This window comes from Streptomyces sp. CA-111067 (assembly GCF_050956065.1).
Classification (GTDB): Bacteria; Actinomycetota; Actinomycetes; order Streptomycetales; family Streptomycetaceae; genus Actinacidiphila.
Genome location: NZ_CP192103.1, coordinates 866,610 through 893,196 on the forward strand (window position 1 = coordinate 866,610; position 26,587 = coordinate 893,196).

Annotated in this window: 21 protein-coding genes; 17 read left to right on the top strand and 4 right to left on the bottom strand. The window is 73.4% G+C overall.

What is annotated here, in order from left to right:
- Nucleotides 1-30: 30 nt before the first annotated feature.
- The 5 genes from ACQPW6_RS03760 to ACQPW6_RS03780 are packed head-to-tail and all read left to right on the top strand — an operon-like array spanning nucleotide 31 to nucleotide 4,313.
- Nucleotides 31-1,032, top strand: a complete 1,002-nt coding sequence (locus ACQPW6_RS03760) for an SDR family NAD(P)-dependent oxidoreductase (protein WP_433888082.1) — start codon at nucleotides 31-33, stop codon at nucleotides 1,030-1,032.
- A gap of 54 nt (nucleotides 1,033-1,086) precedes the next feature.
- Nucleotides 1,087-1,800, top strand: coding sequence for a sugar phosphate nucleotidyltransferase (locus ACQPW6_RS03765; protein ID WP_433888083.1), 714 nt, complete (start codon nucleotides 1,087-1,089; stop codon nucleotides 1,798-1,800).
- A gap of 13 nt (nucleotides 1,801-1,813) precedes the next feature.
- The gene (locus ACQPW6_RS03770) at nucleotides 1,814-2,725 is read left to right on the top strand and encodes an NAD-dependent epimerase/dehydratase family protein (RefSeq protein ID WP_433894411.1); all 912 of its coding nucleotides are present in this window, start codon (nucleotides 1,814-1,816) and stop codon (nucleotides 2,723-2,725) included.
- A complete protein-coding gene (locus tag ACQPW6_RS03775) occupies nucleotides 2,722-3,396 on the top strand; it encodes a spherulation-specific family 4 protein (RefSeq protein WP_433888084.1) in 675 nt (224 codons plus the stop codon). The genes ACQPW6_RS03770 and ACQPW6_RS03775 overlap by 4 nt, the downstream gene beginning before the upstream one ends.
- A 20-nt stretch (nucleotides 3,397-3,416) precedes the next feature.
- Nucleotides 3,417-4,313 carry an endo alpha-1,4 polygalactosaminidase gene (locus tag ACQPW6_RS03780; RefSeq protein ID WP_433888085.1) on the top strand — a complete coding sequence of 299 codons (897 nt, stop codon included), beginning with the start codon at nucleotides 3,417-3,419 and terminating at the stop codon, nucleotides 4,311-4,313.
- An 85-nt stretch (nucleotides 4,314-4,398) separates the two neighbouring features.
- On the opposite strand, the gene ACQPW6_RS03785 is transcribed toward ACQPW6_RS03780, so the two are convergent.
- Nucleotides 4,399-7,047 (bottom strand): glutaminase domain-containing protein, encoded by a 2,649-nt coding sequence (locus ACQPW6_RS03785; protein WP_433888086.1) that lies wholly within the window; start codon nucleotides 7,045-7,047, stop codon nucleotides 4,399-4,401.
- A 44-nt stretch (nucleotides 7,048-7,091) separates the two neighbouring features.
- Nucleotides 7,092-9,575: an RICIN domain-containing protein gene (locus tag ACQPW6_RS03790; RefSeq protein ID WP_433888087.1), complete on the bottom strand. Its 2,484-nt coding sequence runs from the start codon at nucleotides 9,573-9,575 to the stop codon at nucleotides 7,092-7,094.
- Nucleotides 9,576-9,976: 401 nt separating this feature from the next.
- On the opposite strand from ACQPW6_RS03790, the gene ACQPW6_RS03795 reads away from it, so the two are divergent.
- The 8 genes from ACQPW6_RS03795 to ACQPW6_RS03830 all read left to right on the top strand — a co-directional run bounded on the left by ACQPW6_RS03795 (nucleotide 9,977) and on the right by ACQPW6_RS03830 (nucleotide 19,667).
- Nucleotides 9,977-11,074 carry an ABC transporter substrate-binding protein gene (locus tag ACQPW6_RS03795; protein WP_433888088.1) on the top strand — a complete coding sequence of 366 codons (1,098 nt, stop codon included), beginning with the start codon at nucleotides 9,977-9,979 and terminating at the stop codon, nucleotides 11,072-11,074.
- Between the two features lie 30 nt (nucleotides 11,075-11,104).
- Complete coding sequence (locus tag ACQPW6_RS03800; protein WP_433888089.1) at nucleotides 11,105-12,787, top strand: sugar ABC transporter ATP-binding protein; 1,683 nt, start codon at nucleotides 11,105-11,107, stop codon at nucleotides 12,785-12,787.
- The gene (locus ACQPW6_RS03805) at nucleotides 12,784-13,746 is read left to right on the top strand and encodes an ABC transporter permease (RefSeq protein ID WP_433888090.1); all 963 of its coding nucleotides are present in this window, start codon (nucleotides 12,784-12,786) and stop codon (nucleotides 13,744-13,746) included. The genes ACQPW6_RS03800 and ACQPW6_RS03805 overlap by 4 nt, the downstream gene beginning before the upstream one ends.
- A complete protein-coding gene (locus ACQPW6_RS03810; protein WP_433888091.1) occupies nucleotides 13,743-14,774 on the top strand; it encodes an ABC transporter permease in 1,032 nt (343 codons plus the stop codon). Before ACQPW6_RS03805 ends, ACQPW6_RS03810 begins: the two co-directional genes overlap by 4 nt.
- Before the next feature lie 204 nt (nucleotides 14,775-14,978).
- Nucleotides 14,979-15,995 carry a LacI family DNA-binding transcriptional regulator gene (locus tag ACQPW6_RS03815; protein ID WP_433888092.1) on the top strand — a complete coding sequence of 339 codons (1,017 nt, stop codon included), beginning with the start codon at nucleotides 14,979-14,981 and terminating at the stop codon, nucleotides 15,993-15,995.
- A 173-nt stretch (nucleotides 15,996-16,168) separates the two neighbouring features.
- Nucleotides 16,169-17,269, top strand: coding sequence for an aldose epimerase family protein (locus ACQPW6_RS03820; protein ID WP_433888093.1), 1,101 nt, complete (start codon nucleotides 16,169-16,171; stop codon nucleotides 17,267-17,269).
- Entirely contained in the window at nucleotides 17,266-17,676 is a 411-nt protein-coding gene (locus ACQPW6_RS03825) for an NTP pyrophosphohydrolase (protein ID WP_433888094.1), read from the top strand. The genes ACQPW6_RS03820 and ACQPW6_RS03825 overlap by 4 nt, the downstream gene beginning before the upstream one ends.
- Nucleotides 17,677-18,200: 524 nt before the next feature.
- The gene (locus ACQPW6_RS03830) at nucleotides 18,201-19,667 is read left to right on the top strand and encodes a bifunctional transcriptional activator/DNA repair enzyme AdaA (protein WP_433888095.1); all 1,467 of its coding nucleotides are present in this window, start codon (nucleotides 18,201-18,203) and stop codon (nucleotides 19,665-19,667) included.
- A 255-nt stretch (nucleotides 19,668-19,922) separates the two neighbouring features.
- Here ACQPW6_RS03830 and ACQPW6_RS03835 read toward each other — a convergent pair whose 3' ends face one another.
- Together ACQPW6_RS03835 and ACQPW6_RS03840 are read right to left on the bottom strand one after the other, a co-directional pair.
- The gene (locus ACQPW6_RS03835; protein WP_433888096.1) at nucleotides 19,923-21,023 is read right to left on the bottom strand and encodes a DUF5954 family protein; all 1,101 of its coding nucleotides are present in this window, start codon (nucleotides 21,021-21,023) and stop codon (nucleotides 19,923-19,925) included.
- Between the two features lie 126 nt (nucleotides 21,024-21,149).
- Nucleotides 21,150-22,367: an ROK family protein gene (locus tag ACQPW6_RS03840; RefSeq protein ID WP_433888097.1), complete on the bottom strand. Its 1,218-nt coding sequence runs from the start codon at nucleotides 22,365-22,367 to the stop codon at nucleotides 21,150-21,152.
- Nucleotides 22,368-22,542: 175 nt separating this feature from the next.
- Here ACQPW6_RS03840 and ACQPW6_RS03845 point away from each other — a divergent pair, with 175 nt between their 5' ends.
- The 4 genes from ACQPW6_RS03845 (at nucleotide 22,543) to ACQPW6_RS03860 (ending at nucleotide 26,531) form a co-directional block, all read left to right on the top strand.
- Nucleotides 22,543-23,631, top strand: a complete 1,089-nt coding sequence (locus ACQPW6_RS03845; protein ID WP_433888098.1) for a Gfo/Idh/MocA family protein — start codon at nucleotides 22,543-22,545, stop codon at nucleotides 23,629-23,631.
- A 1-nt stretch (nucleotide 23,632) separates the two neighbouring features.
- Nucleotides 23,633-24,553: a sugar phosphate isomerase/epimerase family protein gene (locus ACQPW6_RS03850; RefSeq protein ID WP_433888099.1), complete on the top strand. Its 921-nt coding sequence runs from the start codon at nucleotides 23,633-23,635 to the stop codon at nucleotides 24,551-24,553.
- A 134-nt stretch (nucleotides 24,554-24,687) separates the two neighbouring features.
- A complete protein-coding gene (locus ACQPW6_RS03855) occupies nucleotides 24,688-25,431 on the top strand; it encodes a sugar phosphate isomerase/epimerase family protein (RefSeq protein ID WP_433888100.1) in 744 nt (247 codons plus the stop codon).
- Entirely contained in the window at nucleotides 25,428-26,531 is a 1,104-nt protein-coding gene (locus ACQPW6_RS03860) for a Gfo/Idh/MocA family protein (RefSeq protein WP_433888101.1), read from the top strand. Before ACQPW6_RS03855 ends, ACQPW6_RS03860 begins: the two co-directional genes overlap by 4 nt.
- Nucleotides 26,532-26,587: the final 56 nt, after the last annotated feature.

The window sequence follows — 26,587 nt, forward strand, 5'->3', positions numbered from 1 at the left end:
AACCCACCTACCTCACAGGGAGATCCACCCATGTCCACCGACACCCCCGTCGCCGTCACCGGCGCCGAAGGCTTCATCGGCTCGCATCTGGTGGAGGCGCTGGTCGCCTCCGGGCGCCGGGTGCGCGCGATGGTCCAGTACAACTCGTTCTCGTCGCACGGCTGGCTCGACACCCTGGCGCCCGACGTGCTCGACCAGGTCGAGCTGATCCTCGGCGACGTCCGCGACCCCGGCTCGGTCAGGGAGGTGACGGCCGGCGCCGACACCGTCTACCACCTGGCCGCGCTGATCGCGATCCCGTACTCCTACCGCGCGCCGCGCAGTTACGTGGACACCAACGTGACGGGCACCCTCAACGTCCTTGAGGCGGTACGGGAGTCGGGCGCCACGCGACTGGTGCACACCTCGACCAGCGAGACCTACGGCACCGCGCAGACCGTGCCGATCAGCGAGGACCACCCGATCGTCACGCAGTCGCCGTACGCGGCCTCCAAAGCCGGCGGCGACCGGCTCGCGGACAGCTACCACGCCAGTTTCGGCACGCCCGTGGTGACGCTGCGGCCGTTCAACACCTACGGGCCCCGGCAGTCGATGCGCGCGGTGATCCCGGCGGTGATCGGCCAGGTCGCGGCGGGGCGGCGGGAGGTGACGCTCGGCGATCTGCGGCCCACCCGCGACTTCACCTTCGTCAAGGACACCGCCGCGGCCTTCCTCGCGGTCGGCACCGCGCCCGCCGAGCAGGTGGTCGGCCGCACCTTCAACGCCGGTACCGGCGGCGAGATCTCGGTCGGCGACCTGGTGCTGCTGATCGGCAAGCTGATGGACGCCGACCTGACCGTCCGCGAGGACGAGCGCAGGCTGCGGCCGGCCGGCTCCGAGGTGATGCGGCTGGTGTGCGACGCCGCCCGGCTGCGGGCCGCCACCGGCTGGTCGCCGGGACACCGCCTGGAGGACGGCCTGAGCCGCACCATCGACTTCTTCCGCGACCCGGCCAACCTGGCCCGCTACAACACCGCCGCCTACCACGTCTGACGGCGCCGACGCCGTCCCACGTGTCCGTACATCCATCCGCAGGGGGGAACCACCGTGCACGCAGTCATCCTCGCCGGGGGCAAAGGCATCAGGCTCCGGCCGTACACCACCGCACTGCCCAAACCGCTGGTGCCGATCGGCGACAGCCACGCGATCCTGGAGATCGTGCTGCGGCAGCTCGCCGGCTGCGGCTACCGCAGATGCACCATCGCCATCGGCCATCTGGGCAACATCATCCGCGCCTACGTCGGCGACGGCTCCCAGTGGGGAATCGACGTGGACTACGTCACCGAGGACAGCCCGCTGGGCACCATGGGGCCGCTGCTGGCGATGACCGGCCAACTGCCCCAGGACTTCCTGGTGATGAACGGCGACATCCTCACCGACCTGGACTTCGCCGAGGTGCTGCGCGGGCACCGCGGCTCCGGCGCGCCGCTGACCATCGCCACCTACCAGCGCACCGTGAGCATCGACTTCGGGGTGCTCACCACCGACGGCGGACAGGTGGTCGGCTTCACCGAGAAGCCGACCATGGACTACCGGGTGTCGATGGGCGTCTACGGCCTCTCGCTGGCCACCCTGGCCGGCTACACGCCCGGACTGCCGCTGGGCTTCGACGAGTTGGTGCTCGACCTGCTGGCCGCCGGACGGCCGCCGCGCGCCCACGACTTCGACGGGTACTGGCTGGACATCGGCCGGCCCGACGACTACGACCGGGCCAACGCCGAGTTCGGCAGCCGGCGCGACCTGCTGCTCAAGGGGGCGTGAGCCGGTGACCCGGATGCTGGTACTCGGCTGCGGGGGCTTCCTCGGCGCGCCGGTCGCCGCGCGGCTCGGCGAACTGCCCGGAGTGCAGGTGCTGCGCGGCGCCCGCTCGGGCGGCGGCGGCCGGGCGGCGGGTCCGCGGCCGGACCTGGTCGCGGACCTCGCCGACGTGCAGGTGGACTTCCTGGCCGTGCAGTTGACGGCGCTGCGTCCCGACGTGGTCGTCAACTGCGCGGGCCTGACCTCGGGTTCGGCGAGCCGGCTGTGCGCGGTGAACGCGCAAGGGGCCGCCGCGCTCGGCGAGGCGATGGCACTCGCGGTGCCCTCGGCCCGCCTCGTGCACCTGGGCTCGGCGGCGGAGTACGGCCCCGGCGAGCCCGGCACGTCGCTGGGCGAGTCCGCCCCGGCGCGCCCGGCCGGGCTGTACGGCGCGGCGAAGCTGGCGGGCACCCTCGCGGTGGCCGCGGCGCGGCTCGACGCGGTGGTGCTCCGGGTGTTCAACCCGGTCGGCGCGGGCGCCCCGGTCTCCGGGCTGCCCGGCCGGCTGGCCGCCGCGCTCCGCGCCGCGCCGCGGGACGGCACCGTCCGCACCGGTGACCTGGGCGCGTACCGTGACTTCGTGGACGTGACGGACGTGGCCGAGGCCGTGGCGCTGGCCGCGACCGCCCCCGGGCGGCTGCCGCCGGTGCTGAACGTGGGATCGGGCCGCGCGACCGAGGTCCGCGACCTGGTGCACGAGCTCGCCGCCATCAGCGGCTTCACCGGCCGGATCGAGGAGTCGGGAGCCGGCTCCGAGCGGTCGGCGGCCACCTCCTGGGTGCGGGCCGACATCACGCTGGCCGGCGCCGCCCTCGGCTGGCGCCCGGCGCGCACCCTGCGCGACTCGCTCACCGACCTGTGGTCGGCGAGGGCCGGGGCCCCGGCATGACCCCACCCGAAGAACCGGCCGGCGGAGCCCTGCTGGTGCCGATGTACGTCCACCCGGTGCTGGACCCGGCCGGGTGGCGGGCCCTTGAGAGCGCGGCGGGCCGGCTGTACGGGGTGGTGCTCAACGCCGCGGACGGGCCCGGCGACGCGCCCGACCCGGTGTTCGCCGAGGCCGCGGCGCGGCTGCGGCGGGCCGGGGTGCGGGTGCTCGGCTATGTGGACACCGGCTACGGGGCCCGCCCGCTGCGCGCGGCGGGCCTCGACCTGCGCAGGCACCGGGCCTGGTACGGCGTGACGGGCGCGTTCTTCGACCGGGTCGCGGGCGACGAGCGGCGGCTGCCGTACTACCGGCGGCTGGCCCGCGCGGCCAGGCTCGGCGGCGCGCCGACCGTCGTACTCAACCCGGGGGTGCACCCCGATCCGCGGTATGCCCGGGTCGCCGACCTGCTCGTCACCTACGAGGGCAGCTGGGCGGACTACGCGGCAGCGGAGGTGCCGGCCTGGACGGCGGCGCACTCGCCCGACCGCTTCTGCCATCTGGTGTACGGCGTGCCGCGCGGCCTGGGCGCCCGGGTGGCGCGGACGGCCGCCGGGCGCGGGGCCGCCGTGCACTGCGCGGTGCCGGGTCTGCCGCCCAACCCGTGGTGCCAGGCGCCGGCGGGTGCGGCGTGAGGCGGTGGGCGCGGGGCTCGGTGGCGGCCGTTCTGCTGCTGGTGGCGGGCTGCTCGGGGGCGGCGGAGCATTCCACGCCGGGCGGCGGGACACGGGGGGCCGCCTCATCCCAGGCCGCGCCCGTCCCCTCGCGTTCGGCGGCCGGCCGCTCCGGAGCCGCGGCCACGACGACCCGGGCGCCGTCCACCCGTCCGGGCCCGTCCGAGGGTCCGGCCACCGCCCGCTGGCAGCCGCGCCCGGGGGTCGGCTGGCAGTGGCAGCTCAGCGGCACCGTGGACACCTCGGTCGACGTGCCGGTCTACGACATCGACGGCTTCGAGAACAGCGCCGGCGTGGTGGCCGGGCTGCACCGGGCCGGCCGCAAGGTGATCTGCTACGTCAACGCCGGTGCATACGAGTCGTTCCGCCCGGACGCCGCCCGCTACCCCAAGGCGCTGCTCGGCCGCGGCGACGGCTGGGACGGCGAGCGCTGGCTCGACATCCGCCGGCTCGGCCAGCTGCGCCCGCTGCTGGCCGCCCGCTTCGACATGTGCCGTACTAAGGGCTTCGACGCGGTGGAGCCCGACCTGCTCGACGGGTACGCCAACGACACCGGCTTCCCGCTGACGGCCGGTCAGCAGCTGGCGTTCAACCGGATGGTCGCCGCTCTCGCGCATCAACGCGGCCTGGCCGTGGGTCTGAAGAACGACCTCGACCAAGTACCCGCTCTGGTAGGTGACTTCGACTTCTCGGTGGACGAGCAGTGCGCGCAGTACGAGGAGTGCGACGCGCTGACCCCGTTCATCGCGGCGGGCAAGGCGGTCTTCCACGCCGAGTACGAGCTGACGACGAGTCAGTTCTGCCCGCAGAGCCGCCGGTTGCGACTCAGCTCGATCCGCAAGCACCTGTCGCTGGACGCGTGGCGCGAAGCCTGCTGAAGCGGCGCCGACATGCCGCGGACCCCGCAGGAGGCACCAGCGGGGTCCGCTCGCGCGCCCACCGGGCACGCTGCTCTGGGACAGGTCAGACGAGCCGCCACAGGTGGTCGGCCGTGCCGTTGTCGGTCCATTGGGTGACCTGCGCCTTGTCGGCCAGGGACATGCCGTCCACCGCGAGCACCTTGCCCGAGCGGACGTTGACGATCTTCGACCAGCCGTCGCCGTTGTCCACGATCCGCCACAGGTGGTCGGGCGTGCCGTTGTCCTGGTACTGCTGGGCGTGGGCGCCGTCGGCGGTGCTCTGGTCGTGCACGGCGAGCACCTTGCCGCTGTTGCGGTTGACGATCCGCACGCTGCCGTCGCCGTTGTCGAGCAGCGTCCACAGGTGGTCGGGGGTGCCGTTGTCGGCGTACTGGGTGACCTCGCCGGTGTCGGCGAGCGACATGTCGGATACCGCGAGCACCTTGCCGGAGTTGCGGTTCTGGATCCGGTGCCACACGGTGGTCGAGCCGGCCGGGCCGAGCAGCAGGGCGAGCATCCCGCCGACCACCGGGCGGTCCTGGAAGCCGCGCTGCGCGGCGGTGGCCACGGTGTACCAGTCGCTGAACGGCACCCGCTGCACTGTGGAGTCGGCGAAGTTGTAGACCCCGTTGACCAGGACGTCACGGGTGGCGCCGTGGTCGGCGAGCCAGGCCGCGGTCCACAACTCCCAGTCACCTTTGGTGTAGTCGTTGCGCGGGTCGAGCTCGATGCCGTTGGCGCCGGCGTGCGAGGCGTACCAGCCGGCCTCCCGCGCGGCGGTGCCGACCGGGACCAGGTCAAGGCCCAGCAGCCGGTCGGGGAAGCCGTTGTACTTCAGGCTCCAGGTGCCGTCCTGGTCGTAGGCCAGTTTGAGGTGGCCGCCGGAGGAGTCCTCCGCCAGGCTCGTCCACCGGCTGATGTAGCTGCGGGCCAGGGTGCGGTAGTGGGTGGCGTCGGCGGCGTTGCCGTTCGCGGTGGCCACCACGCTCATCGCGCCGATGCCGACGATGCCCTTGAGCGCGAGGTTGGCGCTGTGCGCGATGAAGCCGGTGAAGTCGTCGGTCTGGTTCTGGAAGCCGGGGTCGAGCGCGTTGGCCGCCAGGTACTCGGCCCACTGCCGCAGGATCGGGTAGTGCGCTCGGGCGAACGATCCGGCGTCGGCGGCCGGCAGCCGCTGGATGAGGGCCGCGGCCATGATGAGCATGTTCGCGGACTCCTCGACCGGCATGTCCTCCTCGTTGCCGTCGTTGTGCCCGGTGGCGTTGGGGTAGCCGGAGCCGAGGTCGTGCTCGGCGAACTCCTTGGGCCAGCCGCCGTGTTCGGGGTAGTCCAGCAGGGGTTCGAGCAGCAGCCGCAGGTAGCCGGGCGAGAGGTAGAGGTAGGCGGGGAAGGCCGGGTAGGTGACGTCGATGGTGGACATGTTGCCGTCGGAGGAGATCTCCTTCAGGAACGCCCAGGGGCTGCCGCCCCGGTCCACCAGCTCGGTGCCCGCCACGGCCTGCCGCAGCGCGAGCGCGCACACCGCCGCGTAGTGGTCGCCGGTGCTGCCGCCGCCGGCCGCGGCCACCGCGTCGTCGTGGATGCGCTGGTCGAGCGCCGTCGCGGCGGCCAGGGCGGCGCCGTAGTCGGCGTCGAACCAGCCGGCCATGTCCTCGAGGGAGTTCCAGTAGTGCTTCCACCACGGCTGGAGCTGGGTGCCGAGGTAGGTCACCGCTGGCGTGCGGACATGGCCGAGGGTGACGGTGAACAGGGCTGACGGCGTACCGGGGTTGACGGTGCCGAAGTCCCGGTTCAGGCCGAGTACCGGCCAGCGGTCGCTGATGGCACGGGGTTTGGCGCTGTCCACCGAACCGTCCAGCCGGCCGTTCGCCGCCGAGGCGGCCCGGACCACGGTGTCCTGGCCGATCTGCGAGGTGACCCCGGTGCCGCTCGGCGTGGCCAGCACCAGGCTGCCCCAGGAGGCCTGGTCGCCGTGCTCCTGCAGCACCCCGGGGCTGGCGGGCGCTGCGGTGAGTACGGTCATCCGGCCGGCCTGCCGGCTGTCCCAGGTGATCGGGGTGGCGGTGTCGCCGTGCACCCACTCGCCGGACGCGTCCAGGTGGACGTCCACGGCGTGCGCGCGGCCGTCGTTGCTCGCGGCCTGCACGGTGACGTAGCTGAGCGGCACCGACTGGCGCTGGAGGTTGCCGAGGTCGACCGGTGAGAAGAAGGTGACGGTGAGGGTGACGCCGCCGCCGCTGAGCGTGTAGACGGAGCGGGTCGCGGTGAGTCGCAGCGAGAGCTGCTGCATCGTGGCGAGGGCCGGCCCCGCGGGCAGCGCGGGGTTGCCGGCGAAGACGTACCCGGCGCCGTCGATCCTGGCCAGGCCGCACAGCGCGGTGATGTGGCCGTTCCAGAAGGTGGGCCAGGTGCCGGCCAGGTTGTCCGCGGGCAGCCAGGTCGACAGGTACATCGACCGGACGGCCAGCGGGACGGCGGGCGGGCGCAGCGGGGCGAAGGTGCCGGCGGCGGTCGCGGCCGGTGTCGCGGCGGGGGCTGCGGTGGGGGTCGCCGCGGCCGGGGCGGGCGCGGCCTGTGCGAGGCCGGCCGGGAGGAGGCCGCCGGCCGCGGCAGCGGTGAGCGCGCCGGTCCACAGGAGCAGCTCGCGGCGGCCCGGGCGCGGTCGGGGGCCGGGGGTGCCGGGGTCAGGGGTGCGGGTGTCGTCGGAGGTCACGTGAGTGTTCCGTCCTCGGTGCGGGGGTGGGGGGTCGGAGCGGCTCAGACGAACTGCCAGAGGTGGTCGGCGGTCCCGTTGTCGTCGTACTGCACGACGTGTGCGCTGTTGGCGGTGGACATCAGGTCGACGCCGAGGACCTTGCCCGAGTTGAGGTTCCGGATCCGCTGCCAGCCGTCACCGTTGTCCACCAACTGCCAGAGATGGTCCGCCGTCCCGTTGTCGTCGAACTGCACGACCTGCGCGCTGTTGGCGGTGGACATCAGATCGACGCCGAGGACCTTGCCCGAGTTGAGGTTCCGGATCCGGTACCAGCCGTCACCGTTGTCCACCAACTGCCAGAGATGGTCCGCCGTCCCGTTGTCGTCGAACTGCACGACCTGCGCGCTGTTGGCGGTGGACATCAGATCGACGCCCATCAGCTTGCCGGAGTTGCGGTTGCGGATCTTGCGGTAGGGGGCGGGCGCCGACCACTGGTTGCCGTCGGTGGTCGCGGTCGGGAAGGCGGAGATCCGCAGCCGGGCGGCGCCCATCGGGATCAGGGTGACGGTCTCCACGGCGCTGGTGCTGCGGGCCGGCGACGCCTGGAGCGGGGTGACGACATGCTGCGCGTCGGCCTGCCACGCGTCGATCCTGCGGGCGGGGGCGGTGATCCTGACCGGCGAGCCGGCCTGGGTGAAGGGGTCGGCCGGCAGCGATCCGCCCGCGCGGCTGAACGCGAGGCTGCCCGAGTCCAGGGCGAGGCCGTAGTTCCACGGGGTGGTGGCGTGCACGTCGTACTCGGGGAACTGGGCGCTGCCCGCGTACTGCACGTAGTTCTCGCCGATGCTCAGTGCGTACGTCAGCGGGCCGTGGTTGACGCTGACCGAGTTGTGGTTGGCGGACCAGGTCTTCACGGTGGTGGCCTGCGGGAACTGCACGGCGACCTTGTCACCGTTGTTCCAGGTGCGGTTGATCTTCGTGAAGGCGGGACCGGCCGGCGCGCTCACCGCGGCTCCGTTGACGGTGATCTTCGGCGCGGAGCACCAGCCGGGGATCCGCAGGTAGAGCGGGAAGGCCAGCGGGCCAGGGGTGGCGACGGTGAGGCTGACGGTGTCGGCGAACGGGTAGTCGGTGGTCTCGGTGACGGTGACCTGGGTGCCGCCGGCCACCTTCGCGGTGACCGAGCTGGGCGCGTACATCGCGGCGGCGAGGCCGTTGTCGGGGGTGGCGAGCCACAGCTCCTCGGTGAAGTACGGCCAGCCCATGCCGTAGTTGTGCGGGCAGCAGCGGTACTGGTCCACGCCCGGCATGTACGCCTGCATGGCGAAGCCGTTCTGGAACTGGCCCTGGGACTTGGCGACGTCGTCGAGGTCGACGCTGTTGGCGCTGGTGATGTAGTGCACGGCCTTGCCGGTCGGATCGAGCGCGGCCGGCAGCGAGTTGAAGGCCAGCTCCTCGCAGCGGTCGGCCCACACCGGGTCGCCGGTGATCCGGGTCAGCAGCTGGTGGCTGGCCATGAACTCCACGATGCCGCAGGTCTCGAAGCCCTGCCGGGGGTCGCCGAAGCCGGGCCTGGCGTTCTCGTCGCCGGCGAAGCCGCCGCCCGGGAACTGGCCGTAACCGCCCATCACCGAGGCGTAGTTCTGGTAGGCGGCCTGGGTCAGCGCGGCCGACGGCGAGCGCAGCGCGTACTGCGCGGGCTCGCGGAAGCCCTGGGCGATGTTGACGTTGTGCAGCGAGGGCAGGTTGTTCACCCAGTTGGCGCCGCCGGCGTGGATCTTGTCGGCCAGGTCGAGCAGGAACGCGTCGCCGGTCCTGTTGTAGAGCCAGAAGACGCTGTCCAGGCCGTCGCCCCAGCGCACCGACACCCAGCTCTGGTTGAAGGCGCCGGGGCCCTGGGCGTTCATGTAGCGGAAGAAGGCCGACAGCAGCGGGATGATCCGGGTGTCGCCGCTGTACTCCTGCCAGTTGCGCAGCGCCCAGGTCAGCGGCAGGTACGGCCAGAAGTCGGGGCCGCCGCCGAGCGAGGTGCGCAGCGCGGTCGGGCCGAAGAAGCCGTCGGACTGCCGGGTGGCCACGATGGCGTCCACCCAGGTGCGTACCGCGGCCAGCGCCCCGGCGTCGCCGGTGAGCACCGCCAGGTCGGTGTAGCCGCGCAGCCAGTACGGGACCTCCTCCCAGCCGACCTTGCCGGGGTGCACCCAGCCGGTGTCGTCCTTCACCAGGAAGTGCGAGAGGGAGGCGTACTGGCCGCACAGGCCGGCCAGTTGCTGCCGCAGCCGGCCGTCGAGCCAGCCGCGGGCGGTGACGGCGCCGGGCGGCAGCCGGAGGAAGGCGGTGGGGGCCAGGGGTGCGGCGTTGGGGCTGTAGAGCCCGCCGCGGGCCGGGGCGACGGCCGAGGCGGATCGGGCGGTGGCGTTGGCGGTGGCCTTGACGGGGGCGGAACGGGCGGGGGCGGCGTGCGCGGCGCCGGCCGCGGCGAGCGGGAGGCCCGCTCCGGTGGCGGCGATGGCGGTACCGACGAACTGCCGGCGGTTGAGCGGCATGGGGCGGCTCCTGCGTGCTTCCGGGGGCGTGGGGCCCGTGAAGCCGGCCGGTGGGGTGGCCGGAGCGGGGCGGTGCGACGGCGCCGCCCGGTGTACGACGTTTCCCTTTCAACGTTGGAAAGAGCGATGCCACCCGGAATGACAGCACGCCCTGACTGGCATGTCCAGAGCACGCGCAGAACTCACCAGGGTTGACGTCAGCCCCTGTTGGGAGTTGGCCGATCGGCTGCTGACTCATTTTTGAAACATGCTGAACGACCGCTTGTCAGGCCGCGAGCTCATCTATATAACGTTGTAAAGCCGAGCCCGGGGACCATGGTCCCGACGCCGGCGTGCAGCCCCGAACCCCTCATGCAAGACCGACGGACGCACCCCCGTCGAGACCAAGGAGTGTCGTGAGCATGACTACCCACAGAACCCGCACCCTGGCCGCCGCCTGCCTGCTGCTCGCCACGGCGGGACTGGCCGCCTCCGGCTGCTCCAAGTCCGAGGACGACAAGTCCTCGGCCGCGCCCAGCGATTCGTCGCAGGCCGCGGCGCAGCAGCAGGTCACCGAGTCGGCCTCGGCGCCGGCCGGCGGCGGATGCACGCTGACCGCCTACGGCGCCCCCAAGCTCGACCTGAAGAACGCGGTCGTCGGCTTCTCGCAGTCCGAGAAGGAGGACAACCCGTTCCGGATCGCCGAGACCCAGTCCATCAAGGACGAGGCCAAGAAGCTCGGCGTGAAGAAGCTGCTCACCACCGACGCGCAGTCCCAACTGCCCAAGCAGATCAGCGACATCCAGGACATGCTGACCCAGGGCGCCCAGCTGCTGATCGTCGCGCCGCTCAACTCCGACGGCCTGGACCCGGCCTTGAAGGCCGCCGCCGCCAAGCACGTGCCGGTCATCACCATCGACCGCAAGATCAACGCCACCTCGTGCAAGGACTATGTGACTTTCCTCGGCTCGGACTTCGTCAAGCAGGGGCAGCGCGCGGCCGACGCCATGATCAAGGCCACCGGCGGCAAGGGCCAGGTGGCGATCCTGCTCGGCTCCTCGGGCAACAACGTCACCACCGACCGCACCAAGGGCTTCATGGACGAGATCACCGCCAAGGCGCCCGGCCTGAAGGTGGTCGCCCAGCAGACCGGCGAGTTCACCCGGGACAAGGGCCAGCAGGTCATGGAGCAGCTGATCCAGTCCAAGCCCGGCATCACCGCGGTCTACGCGGAGAACGACGAGATGGGCCTCGGCGCGCTCACCGCGCTCAAGAGCGCGGGCAAGAACCCCGGCAAGGACGTCAAGCTGGTCTCGGTGGACGGCACCCGCAACGCGGTGCAGCAGATCGTCGACGGCAACTACAACGCGGTGATCGAGTCCAACCCGCGGTTCGGCCCGCTGGCCTTCGCCACCGCGCAGAAGTTCTACGGCGGCGAGTCGATCCCCGAGGACGTGATCATCTCCGACCGCGCCTACGACGAGTCCAACGCCAAGACCTCGGTCTCCGGCGCCTTCTGATCCGTCGCGACCCCCCGGAAGGGCACGATCATGGCACCACCAGAAGCCGCCGCGGCGCAGTCCGCGCCGCCAGGACCGCCGACGCCGCCGGGACCGGCGGCACCGCCCGCCGCCGTCCTGGAGGCGGTCGGCGTCAGCAAGCGCTTCCCCGGCGTGGTGGCGCTCGACGACGTGTCGTTCACGCTGCGCGCCGGTGAGATCCACGCGCTGGTCGGCGAGAACGGCGCGGGCAAGTCCACGCTGATCAAGATCCTCACCGGAGTGCACCGGCCCGACGACGGCGAGCTGCGGCTCGGCGGCGAGCCGGTCGCCTTCCACCATCCGCACGAGGCGCAGCAGGCCGGGATCTCCACCATCTACCAGGAGGTGAACCTCGTCCCGCTGATGAGCGTGGCCCGCAACATCTTCCTGGGCCGCGAGCCGAAGAACCGGCTCGGTCTGATCGACTTCCGCCGGATGCACGGCGAGACGGCCGAGCTGCTGCGCGGCTTCGGCCTCACCGTCGACCCGCGCCGCCCGCTGCACACCCTGGGCATCGGCACCCAGCAGATGGTGGCCCTGGCCCGGGCGGTGTCGGTAAAGGCCAGGGTGGTGGTGATGGACGAGCCCACCTCCTCGCTCGAACCGCGCGAGGTGGAGACGCTGTTCCGGGTGATCGGCGAGCTGCACGAGCGCGGCATCTCGCTGGTCTACGTCAGCCACCGGATGGACGAGCTGTACCGGATCTGCGACCGGGTGACGGTGCTGCGCGACGGCCGTCTGGTGCACGCCGGAGACCTCAAGGACACCGAACGGGTCAGGCTGGTCTCGATGATGCTCGGCCGGGAGCTGGCGCAGGTCCGCCGGGAGGGCACCACGAGCTTCGGCGACGGGCACGCCGCCGGCGGCGAACCGGTGCTCAGCGCCGAGGGGTTGCGCAGCAGACACCTGTTGCACGGCATCGGCTTCGAGCTGCACCCGGGCGAAGTGCTGGGCCTGGGCGGGCTGTTGGGCTCCGGGCGCACCGAGACCGCCAAGGCACTGGCCGGCGCGCTGCCGCTGGACGGCGGCGAGGTCAGGGTCGGCGGCCGGCTGCTGCGCCGGCTCAGCCCGGCCGCCGCGATCCGCTCCGGCATCAGCCTGCTGCCCGAGGACCGCAAGGCCGAGGGCATCGTGCCCGGCCTCTCGGTGCGGGAGAACATCCTGCTGGCCGCGATGCCGCGGCTGTCCCGGTTCGGTTTCGTGTCCCGCCGCCGGCAGGACCGGGTGGTGGACATCTTCATGAAGCGGCTGCGGATCAAGGCGGCGAGCGCCGAGCAGAAGGTCGGCGAGCTGTCCGGCGGCAACCAGCAGAAGGTGATGCTGGCCCGCTGGCTGTGCCTGGAGCCGCGGGTGCTGCTGCTGGACGAGCCGACCCGCGGTATCGACGTCGGCGCCAAGGCCGAGGTCCAGACGCTGATCGACGAGCTGGCCGGCGAGGGGCTCGCGGTGCTGCTGATCTCCTCCGACCTGGAGGAGCTGGTGGAGGGCGCGGACCGGATCGTGGTGCTGCGGGCCGGCGCGGTGGCCGGCGAACTCACCGGCGACGACGTGCGGGAGGACGCGCTGATGGCGGTGCTGGCGGAGGCGGTGCCCGAAGCGCCGCCGGAGGCGGTACCCGAGGCTCCGCCGGAGGCGGCGGCGAAGCCGGCCGAGCCCGGCGCCGAACCCGACTCCGAGGAGGACCCGCGATGACCTCGTTCGCCCTCCCCCGCGGCCTGGACCGGCCGCGGATCGCCGACTGGCTGCAGCGCTACGGCGTCTACGCCGCCGTCGTCGCGCTGCTGGTCTTCAACGGCATCTTCACCGACCACTTCCTCACCACCGACAACCTGCGCACCCAGCTGGTCCAGGTCGCCCCGGTCGTCATCGTCGCGCTCGGCATGGCGCTGGTGATCGGCACCGAGGGCGTGGACCTGTCGGTCGGCGCCACCATGGCGCTGGCCGGCGCGCTGCTGCCGCTCTACCTCGGCTACGGCATCGTGCCCGCGCTGCTGGTGGCGCTGCTCGCGGGGGTGGTCGTCGGGCTGGTCAACGGCTCGCTGGTGGCGCTGGTCGGGCTGCAACCCATCGTCGCCACCCTGGCCTTGTTCGTCGGCGGCCGGGGCCTGGCGCTGGTGTTCGCCGACGGCCAGCTCAAGCAGATCGACAACAAGGACCTGCTGAGCCTTGGCACCGACAGCGTGCTCGGCGTCCCGGTCGTCGTGCTGATCGCCGGCGTGCTCGCGCTGATCGTCGCCGGCCTCGTCCAACGCACCACCTTCGGCCGCCAGTTGGTGGCCATCGGCGGCAACAGGAAAGCGGCCGCGCTGGCCGGGCTGCCGGTCCGCCGGGTGCTCATCGGGGTGTACGTGATCTGCGGCGTCCTGGCCTCGCTCGCCGGGGTACTGGCCACCGCCCGGCTGACCGCCAGCGACCCGTCCTCGCTCGGCAACCTGATGGAACTGTCGGCGATCACCGCCGTGGTGGTCGGCGGCACCCCGCTGACCGGCGGTTCCGTCCGGGTGCTCGGCACGGTCTTCGGCGCGCTGCTGATGCAGCTGCTGCACGCCACCCTGGTCACCCACAACCTGCACGACTCCACCGCCCAGATGGTCCAGGCGGGCATCATCCTCGTCGCCGTCTATGTCGCCCGGGAGCGTCGATCCCGATGAAGTCCCTTGTGAAGACCGCCCTTCCGCTGCCCGCCGGGCCGCCGCTCACCGCTGTCGCCGAGGCCCGGCCGACCGGCCGGCAGCGGGCCGCCGAACTCCTGCAACGCCAGGGCGTGCTGGCCGTCCTGGTCCTGCTCTGCGTGATCTCGTCCTTCCTCTTCTCCTCCTTCGCCACCCTGGACAACACCCGGGGTATCGCCATCCAGGGCTCGTTCCTGGCGATCGTCGCGCTCGGCATGACGATGGTGATCGTCACCGGCGGCATCGACCTGTCCGTCGGCTCGGTCTTCGCGCTCGGCGGCGTGGTGTCGGCCTGGGCCTCGCAGTACGGCTTCCTGCCCGCACTGCTGGTGCCGCTGGTGGTGTGCGGGGCGATCGGCGCGATCAACGGGCTGCTGGTCGCCAAGGCCGGTATGGCGCCGTTCATCGTGACGCTGGCCTCGCTGCTCGGCGCCCGCGGGCTGCTGCTCGCGCTGACCCACGAGGGCGCCAAGACGTATCTGGTGCCGCACGGTTCGGCGTTCCAGAAGCTCGGCGGCGGGGCGGTGTGGGGCTTCGGGTATCCGGTGCTGATCGCGCTGGCGCTGTTCGGCCTCGGCGCGCTGGTGCTGCAGCGGACCTCGTTCGGGCAGGCGCTGTTCGCGGTCGGCGGCAGCGGGGACGCGGCGCTGCTGATGGGACTGCCGGTGGCCCGTACCAAGGTGCTGGTCTACACCCTCAGCGGGCTGCTGGCGGGGCTGGCAGGCGCCCTTAACGCGGCCCGGCTGTCGTCGGGCGTGACGATCATCGGGGTCGGCATGGAGCTGGACGCGATCTCGGCGGTGGTGATCGGCGGCACGCTGCTGGTCGGCGGCGCGGGCTCGGTGTCCGGCACGCTGTGGGGGGTGCTGCTGCTCGGCGTGATCCAGAACCTGATCAACCAGATCGGCTCGCTCAACTCCTCCTACCAGTCGGTGGTCAGCGGCGGGTTCCTGATCGTGGTGGTGGTCGCCCAGCGCTATCTGTCCGCCGCACGGCGCGGCACCTGACCGCGCTCGGTGCCGTGCCGCTTGTGGCGGCCTGCGCCACCCGTCCGCCGTGCCGTCTGTGGCGCCTGTGCCACCTGCGCCGGGCGGGAGGGCGCAGCCCGATACGCCGCATACCCCCGTCGGCGGCCCGGCACAAGACCGCGCACACTGAGGCCGGAACGACCGTGCCTCCGCAGGACGGCCGAGGCCGAGGAAAGGAACTCCGTGGGCGCCAGCCTCAAGGACGTCGCGCTGCTGGCGGGCGTGTCCGTCAAGACGGTGTCGAACGTGGTGAACAACTACCCCCATGTCACCCCGGGAATGCGGGAGCGCGTGCAGCGGGCGATCGACGAGCTGGGCTACCGGCCCAACCTGACGGCCCGCCACCTCCGCAAGGGCCGGACCGGCATCATCGCGCTGGCCGTACCGGAGTTGGGGAACCCGTACTTCGCCGAGCTGGCCGGCGCCGTCATCGACGCCGCCGCCCGGCACGACTACACGGTGCTGCTCGACCACACCGCGGGCCAGCGGAACAAGGAGATGCTGGTCTCGCAGGGCTTCCGCGCGCACGTCATCGACGGCCTGATCCTCAGCCCGATCGAGCTGGAGGCCGCCGACCTGCTCGGCCGCACCGACGACGCGCCGCTGGTGCTGCTCGGCGAGCGCGAGTACGACGCCCCCTACGACCACATCGCGATCGACAACGTGGCCGCCGCCCGTACCGCGGTCCGGCACCTGGCCGGGCTCGGGCACCGCAGGATCGCCTTCCTCGGCGCCCGCAGGGAGATCGCCAGGCAGCCCGCACATCTTCGACTGCGCGGCTGGCGCGAGGAGTTGGCCGCGGCCGGGCTGCCCTGCGACGAGTCGCTGGTGGCCGCCACCGACGGCTACGGCCGCTGGGACGGCGCCGCCGCGATGAACGCGCTGCTCGACAACGGGGTGCGGCCGGACGCGGTGTTCGCCTACAACGACCTGATGGCGCTCGGCGCGATGCGGGCGCTGGTGGAGCGCGGGCTGCGGGTGCCGCGGGACGTGTCGGTGATCGGCTTCGACGACGTGGAGGAGGGGCGGTTCTCCACGATCGCGCTCACCACGATCTCGCCGGACAAGCAGGCCATCGCCCGGCTGGCCGTGGAGCGGGTGGTGGCCCGGCTGACCGGCACGCCGGAGATGACCCCGGAGCGGATCAGACCCGGCTACACGCTGGTGGCCAGGGAGTCCACCGCGGCCCGGCCGGACTGACCCCGGGGCCGCCACCGCCGTCCGGCCGGCCGGCTCGGGCCGCCCGGGCTCGACCGCCGCCGGGGCACCACCGCCGCCGAGCCGGGCCGGGCCACCGCTCCCCCGTCACGCACCGACCTCCGGTACGACCGTCATCCGGTACGACCTTCCGCACCGACTGCTGAGGACCGCCGATGCCCCCTTCCCTCCCGCTCAGCGAGCCCTTCGGCAGCACGCCGGACGGGCGTCCCGTCGAGCGCTGGCGGCTGGACTCGGCGGCCGGGGTGAGCGCCGAGATCCTCACCTACGGCGGCATCCTGCACGCCCTGCGGGTCCCCGACCTGGCCGGCCGGACCGGCTCCGTGGTGCTCTCGCTGCCCGACGTGGCCTCCTACGCGGGCGACAGCCCGTACTTCGGGGCGCTGATCGGCCGGTACGCGAACCGGATCGCCGGCGCCCGGTTCGCACTCGACGGCCGCACCCACGAACTGCCGCACAACGACCGCGGCAACACCCTGCACGGCGGCCCCGACGGCTTCCACCACCGGCTGTGGCAGGCCGAACCGCTGCCCGGCGCGCTGCGGTTGCGGCTGCACAGCCCGGACGGCGACATGGGCTTCCCCGGCGCGCTCGACGTCACCGCGACGTACGCGCTCGGCGCCGACGGGACGCTCGCGCTGGAATTCGAGGCGCGCACCGACCGGCCGACGGTCGTCAACCTGACCAACCACGCGTATTTCAACCTGGCCGCGCCGGTGTCGGACCCCGGCGGCGCCGCCGGCGGCGGCATACTGCGGCACATGCTCCGTGTCGACGCCGACCACTACCTGCCGGTCACCGCCGAGTCCATCCCGTGGGGTCCGCGGCAGCCGGTCGAGGGCACGCCGTTCGACTTCACCGCGGCGCGGCCGATCGGCGAGGGACTCGACCGCGCGGACCCGCAGGTGAAGGCGGCCGAGGGGTACGACCACTGCTGGGTGCTGCGGCCGGCCGCCGATCCGGCGGTGCCGCGCACGGCGGCAGTGCTGCACGACCCCGGCAGCGGGCGGACGATGCGGGTCCGCACCACCGAGCCCGGCATCCAGGTCTACACCGCCAACCGCCTCGACGGCTCGCTCACCGCGCCCGACGGCCGCAGGCACCGGGCGCACGACGCGGTGTGCCTGGAGACCCAGCACCTGCCCGACTCGCCGAACCGCCCCGGCTACCCCAGCACGGTGCTGCGCCCCGGCGAAGTGCTGCTCAGCCGCACCGAGTTCGGCTTTCCGCACCTGCCGGTGGGGGCTCCGGCGTGACGGCGCCGCTGCTGATCGTCGACGCGGCGAACGTCGTCGGGTCCGTCCCCGACGGCTGGTGGCGCGACCGCCGGGCCGCGGCGGAGCGTCTCCGCGACGCGCTGGTCCCACTCGCGGAGACGGGCCTCGCCGCGTCGGGCGCGGTGCCGGAGTGGGCGGTGGGGACGCGGCTCGATGTCGTCCTGGTGGTGGAGGGGGCGGCGCGGGGGGTCCCCGCGGTCCCCGGTGTCCGGGTGGAGTCCGCGCCCGGGAGCGGCGACGATCTGATCGCCGCGCTGGCGGAGGAGTGCGCGGCGGTCACGCCGGGGCGGCGCTGCCTGGTGATCACGGCGGATCGCGAGCTCCGCTCCCGGGTAACCGCCTCAGGTTCCGAATGCGCGGGCCCGCGCACAGTCCGCCCGAGGTAGCCGCCCCGGGGCGATCGCCTTTCCCCCGGCCGCCGCCCGGGCGGGTGATCGCCTGTACCCCGGCCGCCGGTCCGTCGTGGCGGGCCGCGCAGTTCCCCGCGCCCCTACGGGGCCCGAACCCCGGCTCTTCGACCACCAGTCCATCGTGGCGGGCCGCGCAGTTCCCCGCGCCCCTACGGGGCCCGCACCCCGGCTCTTCGACCACCGGTCCGTCGTGGCGGGCCGCGCAGTTCCCCGCGCCCCTTCGGGGCTCGGGCCCTCGCTGTCGGTCGCGTTCGCGCGGCGCCAGCCGCAGGCAGGCACGGCGCCGGGATGCTCCCCCGGCCGAACGCGCCCCGTCAGGGGCGCGGGGCTGTTGCTGATTTGCGGCTGGCGCCGCGTGGGCGCGATCTGCGGCGGGTCGGGCCCCGTCAGGGGCGCGGGGAACTGCGCGACAAGCCACCGCGGACCGGGAGTCGAAGAGCCGGGGAGCGGGGTCCGAAAACCGCTAGCCGGGGCGGGTTCGGGCTGGTCATACTGGGGGCATGAGCACCGAGGACAGTCGCTACGACGCCGTGCGCAGCAGAGACTCCCGGTTCGACGGGGTCTTCTTCTTCGCCGTCGCGAGCACCCGCATCTACTGCCGCCCCAGCTGCCCCGCCACCACCCCGAAGCGCGGCAACGTCTCGTTCTATCCGACCGCCGCCGCCGCGCAAAGCGCCGGGTTCAGGGCCTGCCGCCGGTGCCGGCCGGACGCCGTGCCGGGGTCGGCCGACTGGAACGCGCGGGCCGACGTCGTCGGGCGGGCGGTGCGGCTCATCGGGGACGGGATCGTGGACCGGGAAGGGGTGTCCGGGCTGGCCACCCGGCTGGGGTACAGCGCCCGCCAGGTGCAGCGGCAGCTCAACGCCGAGCTGGGCGCCGGCCCGATCGCCCTGGCCAGGGCCCAGCGCGGGCACACCGCCAGGGTCCTGCTCCAGACCACCTCGATGCAGGCCGCCGAGATCGCCTTCGCGTCCGGCTTCGCGAGCGTGCGGCAGTTCAACGAGACGATCAAGGAGATCTACGCGGCCACCCCTACGGAGCTGCGCGCCGCGCGCCCCGGCCGCAGCTCACGGTTCGGCCCGGTCGCGACGGCGGGCCCGGTGGCCGCCGGGAGCGACGGCGCCCCGGCCGGGGTGCCGCTGCGGCTCGCCTACCGGGGCGGGTACGACTCCGCGCAGGTCTTCGACTTCCTGGCGGCCCGCGCGGTGCCGGGCGTGGAGGAGGTCCGCGGCCGGCCCGGCGACCGGACCTACCGGCGCACGCTGCGGCTCCCGCACGGCTCCGGTGTCGCCGAGGTCGGCGAACGGCCCGGCGCCGGCGGCTGGTTGGAGTGCCGACTGCACCTGGGCGACCTGCGCGACCTGACGACGGCGACCCAGCGGGTGCGCAGGCTCTTCGATCTGGACGCCGATCCGTACGCGGTCGCCGAGCGGCTCGGCGCCGATCCGGTGCTGGGTCCGCTGGTCGCCCTGCGGCCGGGCCTGCGCGCTCCGGGTGCGGCGAACCCTGAGGAGTCGGCGCTGCGCGTCGTGCTCGGCGAGGGGCTGCCGCTCGAACGCGCCCGGCGGCTCGGCGCGGAACTGGTCGCGGCGCACGGGGAGTTGCTCCCGTCGCCGAGCGGTGCCCTGACGCATCTGTTCCCGCGTGCGGCGGACCTGGTGGACGTGTTCCCGGCCGGCGGGGGCCTGCGCGCGTTGAGCACGGCACTGGCCGACGGAACGGTCCGGCTGGACCCGGGGGCAGATCGCGACGAGGCGGAACGCTTGCTGCTGGAGCTCCCGGGGATCACGCTGTGGGCGGCGGCGGTCATCCGCATGCGCACGTTGAGCGATCCCGACGTCCTCCCCCCGTCCGACCCGTCCCTCCCCGCCCCGCCACCCCCGACCTGGCGCCCTTGGCGCACCTACGCCGCCCACCACCTGTGGGCCGCCCCAGCTACCGACGTCCCCCCGCGCCGCGGCGCTTGAGCCCGTCGTTCACCTGCCGGTCCGTCATGGCTTGTCGCGCAGTTCCCCGCGCCCCTTCGGGGCCCGAACCCCGCCGCTGATCGCGCCCACGCGGCGCCAGCCGCACATCAGAAGCAGCCCCGCCCCTACCGGGGCGCACTGGTGATGTCTGGCGCGAGCAGAGCGTATGTAAAGGGGCGCGGGGAACTGCGCCACAAGCCACAGCGGACCCGCGGCCGAGGACGGGGTTCGGCCCCGAAGGGCCCCGGCCCCGGGTCAGGACTGTTCGCGCCGGAGGCGTTCCGCCTCGAAGAGGGCAAGGAACTGGCGGGTCCGCTCGTCCGGCTCGGCGTCGAGCTCCTCGGCCGGAACGGCCGTCTGCTCCTCGTCCTCCCTCTGGAAGAGGACCATCACCGGGGGGACCGGGTCCGGGTCGGAGGGGCGGGGGCCCTCGGGGCCGTCGGGGCCGATGCGGACCAGGCGCTCCACCCGGACGATCCGGAAGTGCCGGCCCGCCACGTCGAGTTCGTCGGAGCGCTCCGCGTCGAGCCGGTCCGCCGCCCGGCTGTAGACCGCGCGCTCCGCGGGCGAGAGCTCGCGCTGCCACGGCACCATCACCCGCAGCTGCACGGCGAGTTCGTCCCGCGCGGCCTGCGGCGTGACGGCCGTGCCGCTGGAGTCGGGGCGCCAGCGGCCCCCGTCGCCCTCCGCCTCGGCGGTCATGAAGGTGGCGGGCAGCAGCACCCCGCCGGGGTGGCTGCGGGCGGCGGCCCGCGCCTCCTCCCGTACGGTCTGCGGGACTCCGCCGTTCTTCCGCAGCGCCGCGAGCAGTTCCGCTTCGAGGATGCCCTCGGACAGCGTGGCCGCGTCACCGGGTTCGACCACCAGCACCGCCGCCGGATCGACGTCGCGGGAGCCGGCCCGCTCGGCGTCGAGGTCGGTGCGGCGCGGCGGCTCGGGGCCGTCCGGGCCCATCCGGATGATGCGTTCGGCCCGCACCACCCGGTAGCGCGCGCCGCGGACGGTCAGCTCGTCGAGCGGTTCCCAGTCGAGCCGCTCGGCCGCGGCGAGGTACTCCGCCTGCGCCTGCGAGTCGCCGGCGGCCCCGGACTCCTTGGACCGGCCGCGGAAGTACCCGCCGAGGCCGTCCCGCGCGTCCTGCGGGGCGAGCGAGCCGAAGTACCGCTGCAACTCCCAGCGCCCGCCGGGCCGTTCGCGGGCCACGCCGAAGACCGGGCCGCCCGCGAACAGCACGGACGGGTAGGTCTTGCGGGCCTTCCACGCCTCGACGTCGGCGAGTTCGGCGGCGACCGGCGACTCCGGCTCGGCCGGCGGGATCCTCCGGTACTCCGACTCGTCGTCGCCGCGCTCGTCCATGCCACCAGAATGCCCGTTCCGCGGCCTGATTCGCGATAATTCCGGGAAAACGGTTTCCGGCAAAAAACACCATGAGGTCCGGGTGCAACGCGCGTCCACCCGGGCGGACTTGACCGTCGGCCCCGGTCAACTCCCGGTGGCCGCGCCGCTTCCGGCGCCCCGGACCATACCGGTTCCGGCCAGCATCTGGCCGATCCCCTCGGGAGAGAGCAGGTGCTGGACCGCCAGCCGGCGGGCGCCCTCGATGCCGGCCCGGCGGCCGAGCACCGTGGTCTCGATGGCCACCGTCCTGGTGGCGAGCGGCAGCGCCCGGCGGTAGACGGCGGCCCGGATGTCGGCGAGCAGGTCGTCGTGCAGGCTGGCGATGCTGCCGCCGAGCACGATGGTGTCGGGGTTGTAGAAGCTGACCAGCGAGGCCAGCACGTCGCCGAGCCGCTGCGCGGCCAGCCGCACCTGGCGGCGGGCCAGCGGGTCGCCGGCCGCCACCAGCCGTACGACGTCGGCGACGTGCCGTACCGGCAGCCCGGCCTGGCGCAGCGTGGCGGCGATCGCGGCCCCGGAGGCGACGGCCTCCACGCAGCCGGTGTTGCCGCAGTGGCAGAGCACGTCGTCGTGGCCCGGCACCCGGATGTGCCCGATGTCGCCGGCCGCGCCGGTGGCCCCGCGGTGTACGACGCCGCCGGAGACGATGCCGCAGCCGATGCCGGTACCCACCTTGACGTACAGCAGGTGCGCCGTGGCGGGGCGCCGGCCGTACTCCCCCAGCGCCATCATGTTCACGTCGTTGTCCACCAGGACCGGTGCCTCGCGGCGGCCGGCGAAGAAGCCGGGCACCCGGTAGCCGTCCCAGCCGCGCATGATCGGCGGGCGGATCACGGTGCCGGTGCGCGCCTCGACCGGTCCCGGTACGCCCATGCTGATCGCGCGGACGTGCCCGGCCGGGTGGCCGGCCTCGGCGAGCAGCCGGCCGATCTGCTCGTCCACGCCGCCGAGCACGGCCTCGGGTCCCTCGTTGATGTCCAGGTTCTCGGTGCCCTCGGCGAGCACGGTGCCGCCGAGTTCGGCGACGGCGACGGTGCTGTGGGTGGCGCCGAGGTCCACCGCGCAGACCACCGCGGTGTCGGAGGCGAGCTTGAGGGTGAGCGGCGGCCGGCCCCGTTCGGTGGCCGCGGTGCCGGTCTCCACCAGCAGGCCCTTGCTGATCAGCAGGTCGACCCGCTGGGCGACCGCGGCGCGGGACAGCCCGGTGGCGGTCGCGAGCTGGCTGCGCCGGCTGGCCCCGCCCGCCACCAGGCCGGCGAGTTCGCTGAGCGCCGTGAGCTGCCGGTCGGCTGCCACCGTCACCTGGGTCCACCTCTCGTCGGGTCCGGTCCGCACCGGGTCCGGCCGCCACCACGTACGTCCTGTGCCGTTCAGATCGCCGTCCGGCTATTTATGGCAGAAGTTAGCGTAAATATTGCCATTGTCAACCGAAAGAGCGATGGCTAGCGTTTGAAGCAAGCGGAAATGGAGGGCAGTTGTGGCCCAGTCCCAGGCTTCACCCCTGCGTACGGCGATCGTCGGCGCGGGCATGATCGGACGAGTCCATCTGGACGCCGTGCGCCGCTCCGGCGCCCCGGTGGCCGGAATCAGCGCTTCCACCCCGGCACGCGCCAAGGAGGCCGCCGCCGCGCTCGGCGTCGAGCGGGCCTTCGACTCCTCGGAGGAGCTGGTCACCAGCGACGACGTGGACGTCGTGCACATCTGCACGCCCAACGACCTGCACGCGCCGCTGGCCGAGCTGGCGCTGCGGGCCGGCAAGCACGTGGTCTGCGAGAAGCCGCTGACCACCGCGCCGGCCACCGCGGACGCGCTGGCCGCACTGGCCGCCGCGAGCGGCTCGGTGGCCGCGGTCCCGTTCGTCTACCGCTACCACCCGATGGCCGCGGAGGCGCGGTCCCGGGTGCTGGACGGCCGGGCCGGCGACGTACGGCTGCTGCACGGCCACTACCTGCAGGACTGGCTGTCCGAGCCGGGCGACACCAACTGGCGGGTGGACCAGGGCGCCGGCGGCCCGTCCAGGGCCTTCGCCGACATCGGCTCGCACTGGTGCGACCTGGTCGAGTGGGTGACCGGGCACCGGATCAGCGAGCTGACCGCGGTCAGCTCGACCGTGGACCGGGACGGCGGGCGGCCCGCCACCGAGGACGCCGTCCAGCTGCTGCTGCGTACCGACCGCGGCGCCATCGGCTCGGTGACCGTCTCCCAGATCTCGCCCGGCCGCAAGAACCGGCTGTGGTTCGAGGTGGACGGCAGCCGCACCTCGCTGGCCTTCGACCAGGAGAACCCGGAGTCGCTGTTCGTCGGCAGCCGCGGCGAGAACGCCGCGGTGCTGCGCGATCCGGCCACCCTCTCGCCGGCCGCCGCCCGGCTTTCGGTACTGCCCGGCGGCCATCCGATGGGCTACCTCGACTGCTTCGCCGCGTTCGTCCGCGATGTGCACGCCGCGATCCGCGGCGAGGGCCCCGCGGACGCGTTCCCCTCCTTCGCCGACGCCGCCCGGATGGTGCGGCTCACCGACGCGGTGCTGCGCTCGGCCGCCGACCGGACCTGGAAAGAGGTCGCCTGACATGAAGCTGGGCTTTCTGACCGCCTGCCTTCCGCAGCTCCCGCTGGCGGAGATCGCCGCCTGGGCCGCCGGGCACGACTACCAGGCCCTGGAGGTCGCCACCTGGCCGTCCACCGGGTCGCGGGAGTTCGAGGCGAGCCACATCGACGTCACCGGCTTCGGCAAGCGGGAGGCCGACGAGGTGCGGGCGCTGTTCGACGGGCACGGGCTGACGCTCTCCGCGCTGGCGTACTACGAGAACAACCTGCACCCGGAACCGGCCCGCAGGGCGGAGATCGCCGCCCACGTCAAGGCCAACATCGACGCCGCCCAACTGCTGGGCGTGGAGTACGTGGGCACCTTCGTCGGCCGCCACCCGGGGCTGAGCGTCAAGGAGAACCTGGCGCTCGCCGAGCGCGAACTGCCGCCGCTGGTGGAGTACGCCGGCGAGCGCGGGGTGCGGATCATCATCGAGAACTGCGTGATGGAGGGCTGGCACCCCGACGGCTACCCCGGCAACCTCGCCTACTCCCCCGAGCTGTGGGAGTGGATGTTCGACCTCGGCCTCTACCTCAACTACGACCCCTCGCACCTGCTCTGGCTCGGCATCGACCCGGTGACCGCGCTGAAGCCGTACATCGACAGGATCCCGCACGCGCAGGCCAAGGACGCCCAGCTCGACCCGCGGGCCAGGGACCGCTACGGCTTCTTCGGCCGCTCGGTCGCCCGCACCGACGGCTGGGACAGCGGCTGGTGGCGCTACCGGGTGCCGGGCCTGGGCGATGTCGACTGGCGCCGGATCGTGGACACGCTCTACGAGGGCGGCTTCACCGGGGTGCTGTCCGTGGAGCACGAGGATCCCGTGTGGAGCGGGGACGTGCGGCGGATCACCCAGGGCCTGGAGATCGCCCACCGCACGCTGCGCCCGCTGATCGTCGGCTGAGCCGGAGCCGGCCCCGCACACTCCCCCACGCAACGCAACGCAACACACCATTCCGCACCGCACCGCACGCAACCGGAACGCACCGCACGCCGCACCCGCCGTACCACCCGTCATTTCCAGGAGGCATCGTTTCGATGGCCACACCCCTGAGCATCCAGCTCTACACCCTCCGGGACCAGATCGCCGCCGACCGCGACGGCACCCTGACCCGGCTCGCCGAGATCGGCTACCGCTCCGTCGAGGCGTACGACCCCACCGCCGACCCGATCGGCTTCCGCAAGATCGCCGACGACCTCGGCATCGGCGTGTCGAGCACCCACGCGTACGCGCTGTTCGACCGGGACGCCGGCGAGGTCTTCGACGCGGTCGCCACCATCGGCACCGACCTGGCGATCATCCCCGGCGGCATCGACCACGACGAGTTCACCACCCTGGACGGGCTGCGGCGGACCGCCGACCTGCTCAACGGCTTCGCGGCGAAGGCCGCCGAGCGCGGTATCCGGATCGGCTACCACAACCACTGGTGGGAGATCGAGCCGCGCTTCGAGGGCCGGACCGGCCTGGAGGTGCTGGCCGGGCTGCTGGCGCCCGAGGTGTTCCTGGAGGTCGACACCTACTGGGCCGCGGTCGGCGGCGCCGACGTACCCGAGCTGCTGCGCACGCTCGGCGACCAGGTGCTGGCGCTGCACGTCAAGGACGGCCCCGGGGTGAAGGACGAGCCGCACACCGCGGTCGGCAAGGGCGCCATCGACGTGCCGTCGATCCTGGCCGCCGCGCCGGACGCGCTGCGGATCGTGGAGCTGGACAGCTGCGCGACCGACATCTTCGAGGCCGTCGCGGAGAGCCGCGCCTACCTGGCCGGGCTGGAGCGTTCATGACCGGCGGACCGGTCGGCGTCGCGCTGGTCGGCGCCGGAGTGATCAGCTCGCAGTATCTGACGGCGCTGTCCCGGTTCCCCGACGTGCGGGTGCTCGCGGTGGCCGACCTCGACGTGGAGCGGGCCAGGGCGGCGGCGCAGGAGTTCGGCGTGCCGGCGGCCGGCGACGTCGGCTCGGTGCTGGCGATCCCCGAGGTGGAGATCGTGGTCAACCTGACGATCCCGGCCGCGCACGCCGAGGTGGCCGGCACCGCTCTGGCGGCCGGCAAGCACGTCTACGGCGAGAAGCCGCTCGCGCTGGCGCCGTCGGACGGGGCGAAGATCCTCGCCGACGCCCGGGCCCGCGGACTGCGGGTGGGCAGCGCGCCCGACACCTTCCTCGGCGCCGGGCTCCAGTCGGCGGCGCGGGCGGTGGCGGCCGGGGCGATCGGCGAGCCGGTCAGCGTCACCGCGGTCACCCAGGGGCCGGGGCCGGAGAGCTGGCACCCGAGCCCGGAGTTCCTGTTCCAGTACGGCGCCGGGCCGCTGTTCGACATCGGGCCGTACTACCTGACGGCGCTGGTGGCGCTGTTCGGGCCGGTGACGCGGGTGGCGGCCACCGCCCGGCAGGCCCGCGCGCAGCGGGTGATCGGGTCGGGGCCGAAGGCGGGCACGAGCTTCGCGGTGGAGGTGCCCACGCATGTGCACGCGCTGCTGGACTTCGCGTCCGGGCCGAGCGCGTCGGCGACCTTCAGCTTCGACTCCGCGGTACCGCGCCGGATGATCGAGATCACCGGCACGGAGGGCACCCTGTCGCTGCCCGACCCGAACACCTTCGGCGGGCCGCTGCGGGTGCAGTCGCTCGGCGAGCAGGAGTGGCGGGAGCTGCCGGTGACCGGGTCGACGGCCGGCCGCGGGATGGGCGTGCTCGACATGGCGCGCGCGATCCGCACCGGCGCGGATCACCGGGCGTCGGGCGATCTGGCCCAGCACGTACTGGAGTTGATGGCCACGGTGACCGACGCGGCCGATCAGCACGCCTTCCTCGGCCTGGAGTCCCGCCCGCCGGCGGTGGCGGTGCTCCCGGACGACTGGGACCCGGAGACGGCCACGCTCACCTGACCGGCGGCGCTGTCTCCGAGACAACCGGGCGGCACACCGCCCGGTTCCCTGGCCGG

Excerpts from the sequence above, each read along its gene's own strand:
- ACQPW6_RS03855 (WP_433888100.1), top strand. The coding sequence starts at position 24,688 with ATGGCCACACCCCTGAGCATCCAGCTCTACACCCTCCGGGACCAGATC.
- ACQPW6_RS03800 (WP_433888089.1), top strand. The coding sequence starts at position 11,105 with ATGGCACCACCAGAAGCCGCCGCGGCGCAGTCCGCGCCGCCAGGACCG.
- ACQPW6_RS03830 (WP_433888095.1), top strand. The coding sequence starts at position 18,201 with ATGAGCACCGAGGACAGTCGCTACGACGCCGTGCGCAGCAGAGACTCC.
- ACQPW6_RS03805 (WP_433888090.1), top strand. The coding sequence starts at position 12,784 with ATGACCTCGTTCGCCCTCCCCCGCGGCCTGGACCGGCCGCGGATCGCC.
- ACQPW6_RS03835 (WP_433888096.1), bottom strand. The coding sequence starts at position 21,023 with ATGGACGAGCGCGGCGACGACGAGTCGGAGTACCGGAGGATCCCGCCG.
- ACQPW6_RS03850 (WP_433888099.1), top strand. The coding sequence starts at position 23,633 with ATGAAGCTGGGCTTTCTGACCGCCTGCCTTCCGCAGCTCCCGCTGGCG.
- ACQPW6_RS03790 (WP_433888087.1), bottom strand. The coding sequence starts at position 9,575 with ATGCCGCTCAACCGCCGGCAGTTCGTCGGTACCGCCATCGCCGCCACC.
- ACQPW6_RS03795 (WP_433888088.1), top strand. The coding sequence starts at position 9,977 with ATGACTACCCACAGAACCCGCACCCTGGCCGCCGCCTGCCTGCTGCTC.
- ACQPW6_RS03770 (WP_433894411.1), top strand. The coding sequence starts at position 1,814 with ATGCTGGTACTCGGCTGCGGGGGCTTCCTCGGCGCGCCGGTCGCCGCG.
- ACQPW6_RS03810 (WP_433888091.1), top strand. The coding sequence starts at position 13,743 with ATGAAGTCCCTTGTGAAGACCGCCCTTCCGCTGCCCGCCGGGCCGCCG.
- ACQPW6_RS03820 (WP_433888093.1), top strand. The coding sequence starts at position 16,169 with ATGCCCCCTTCCCTCCCGCTCAGCGAGCCCTTCGGCAGCACGCCGGAC.
- ACQPW6_RS03775 (WP_433888084.1), top strand. The coding sequence starts at position 2,722 with ATGACCCCACCCGAAGAACCGGCCGGCGGAGCCCTGCTGGTGCCGATG.
- ACQPW6_RS03860 (WP_433888101.1), top strand. The coding sequence starts at position 25,428 with ATGACCGGCGGACCGGTCGGCGTCGCGCTGGTCGGCGCCGGAGTGATC.
- ACQPW6_RS03760 (WP_433888082.1), top strand. The coding sequence starts at position 31 with ATGTCCACCGACACCCCCGTCGCCGTCACCGGCGCCGAAGGCTTCATC.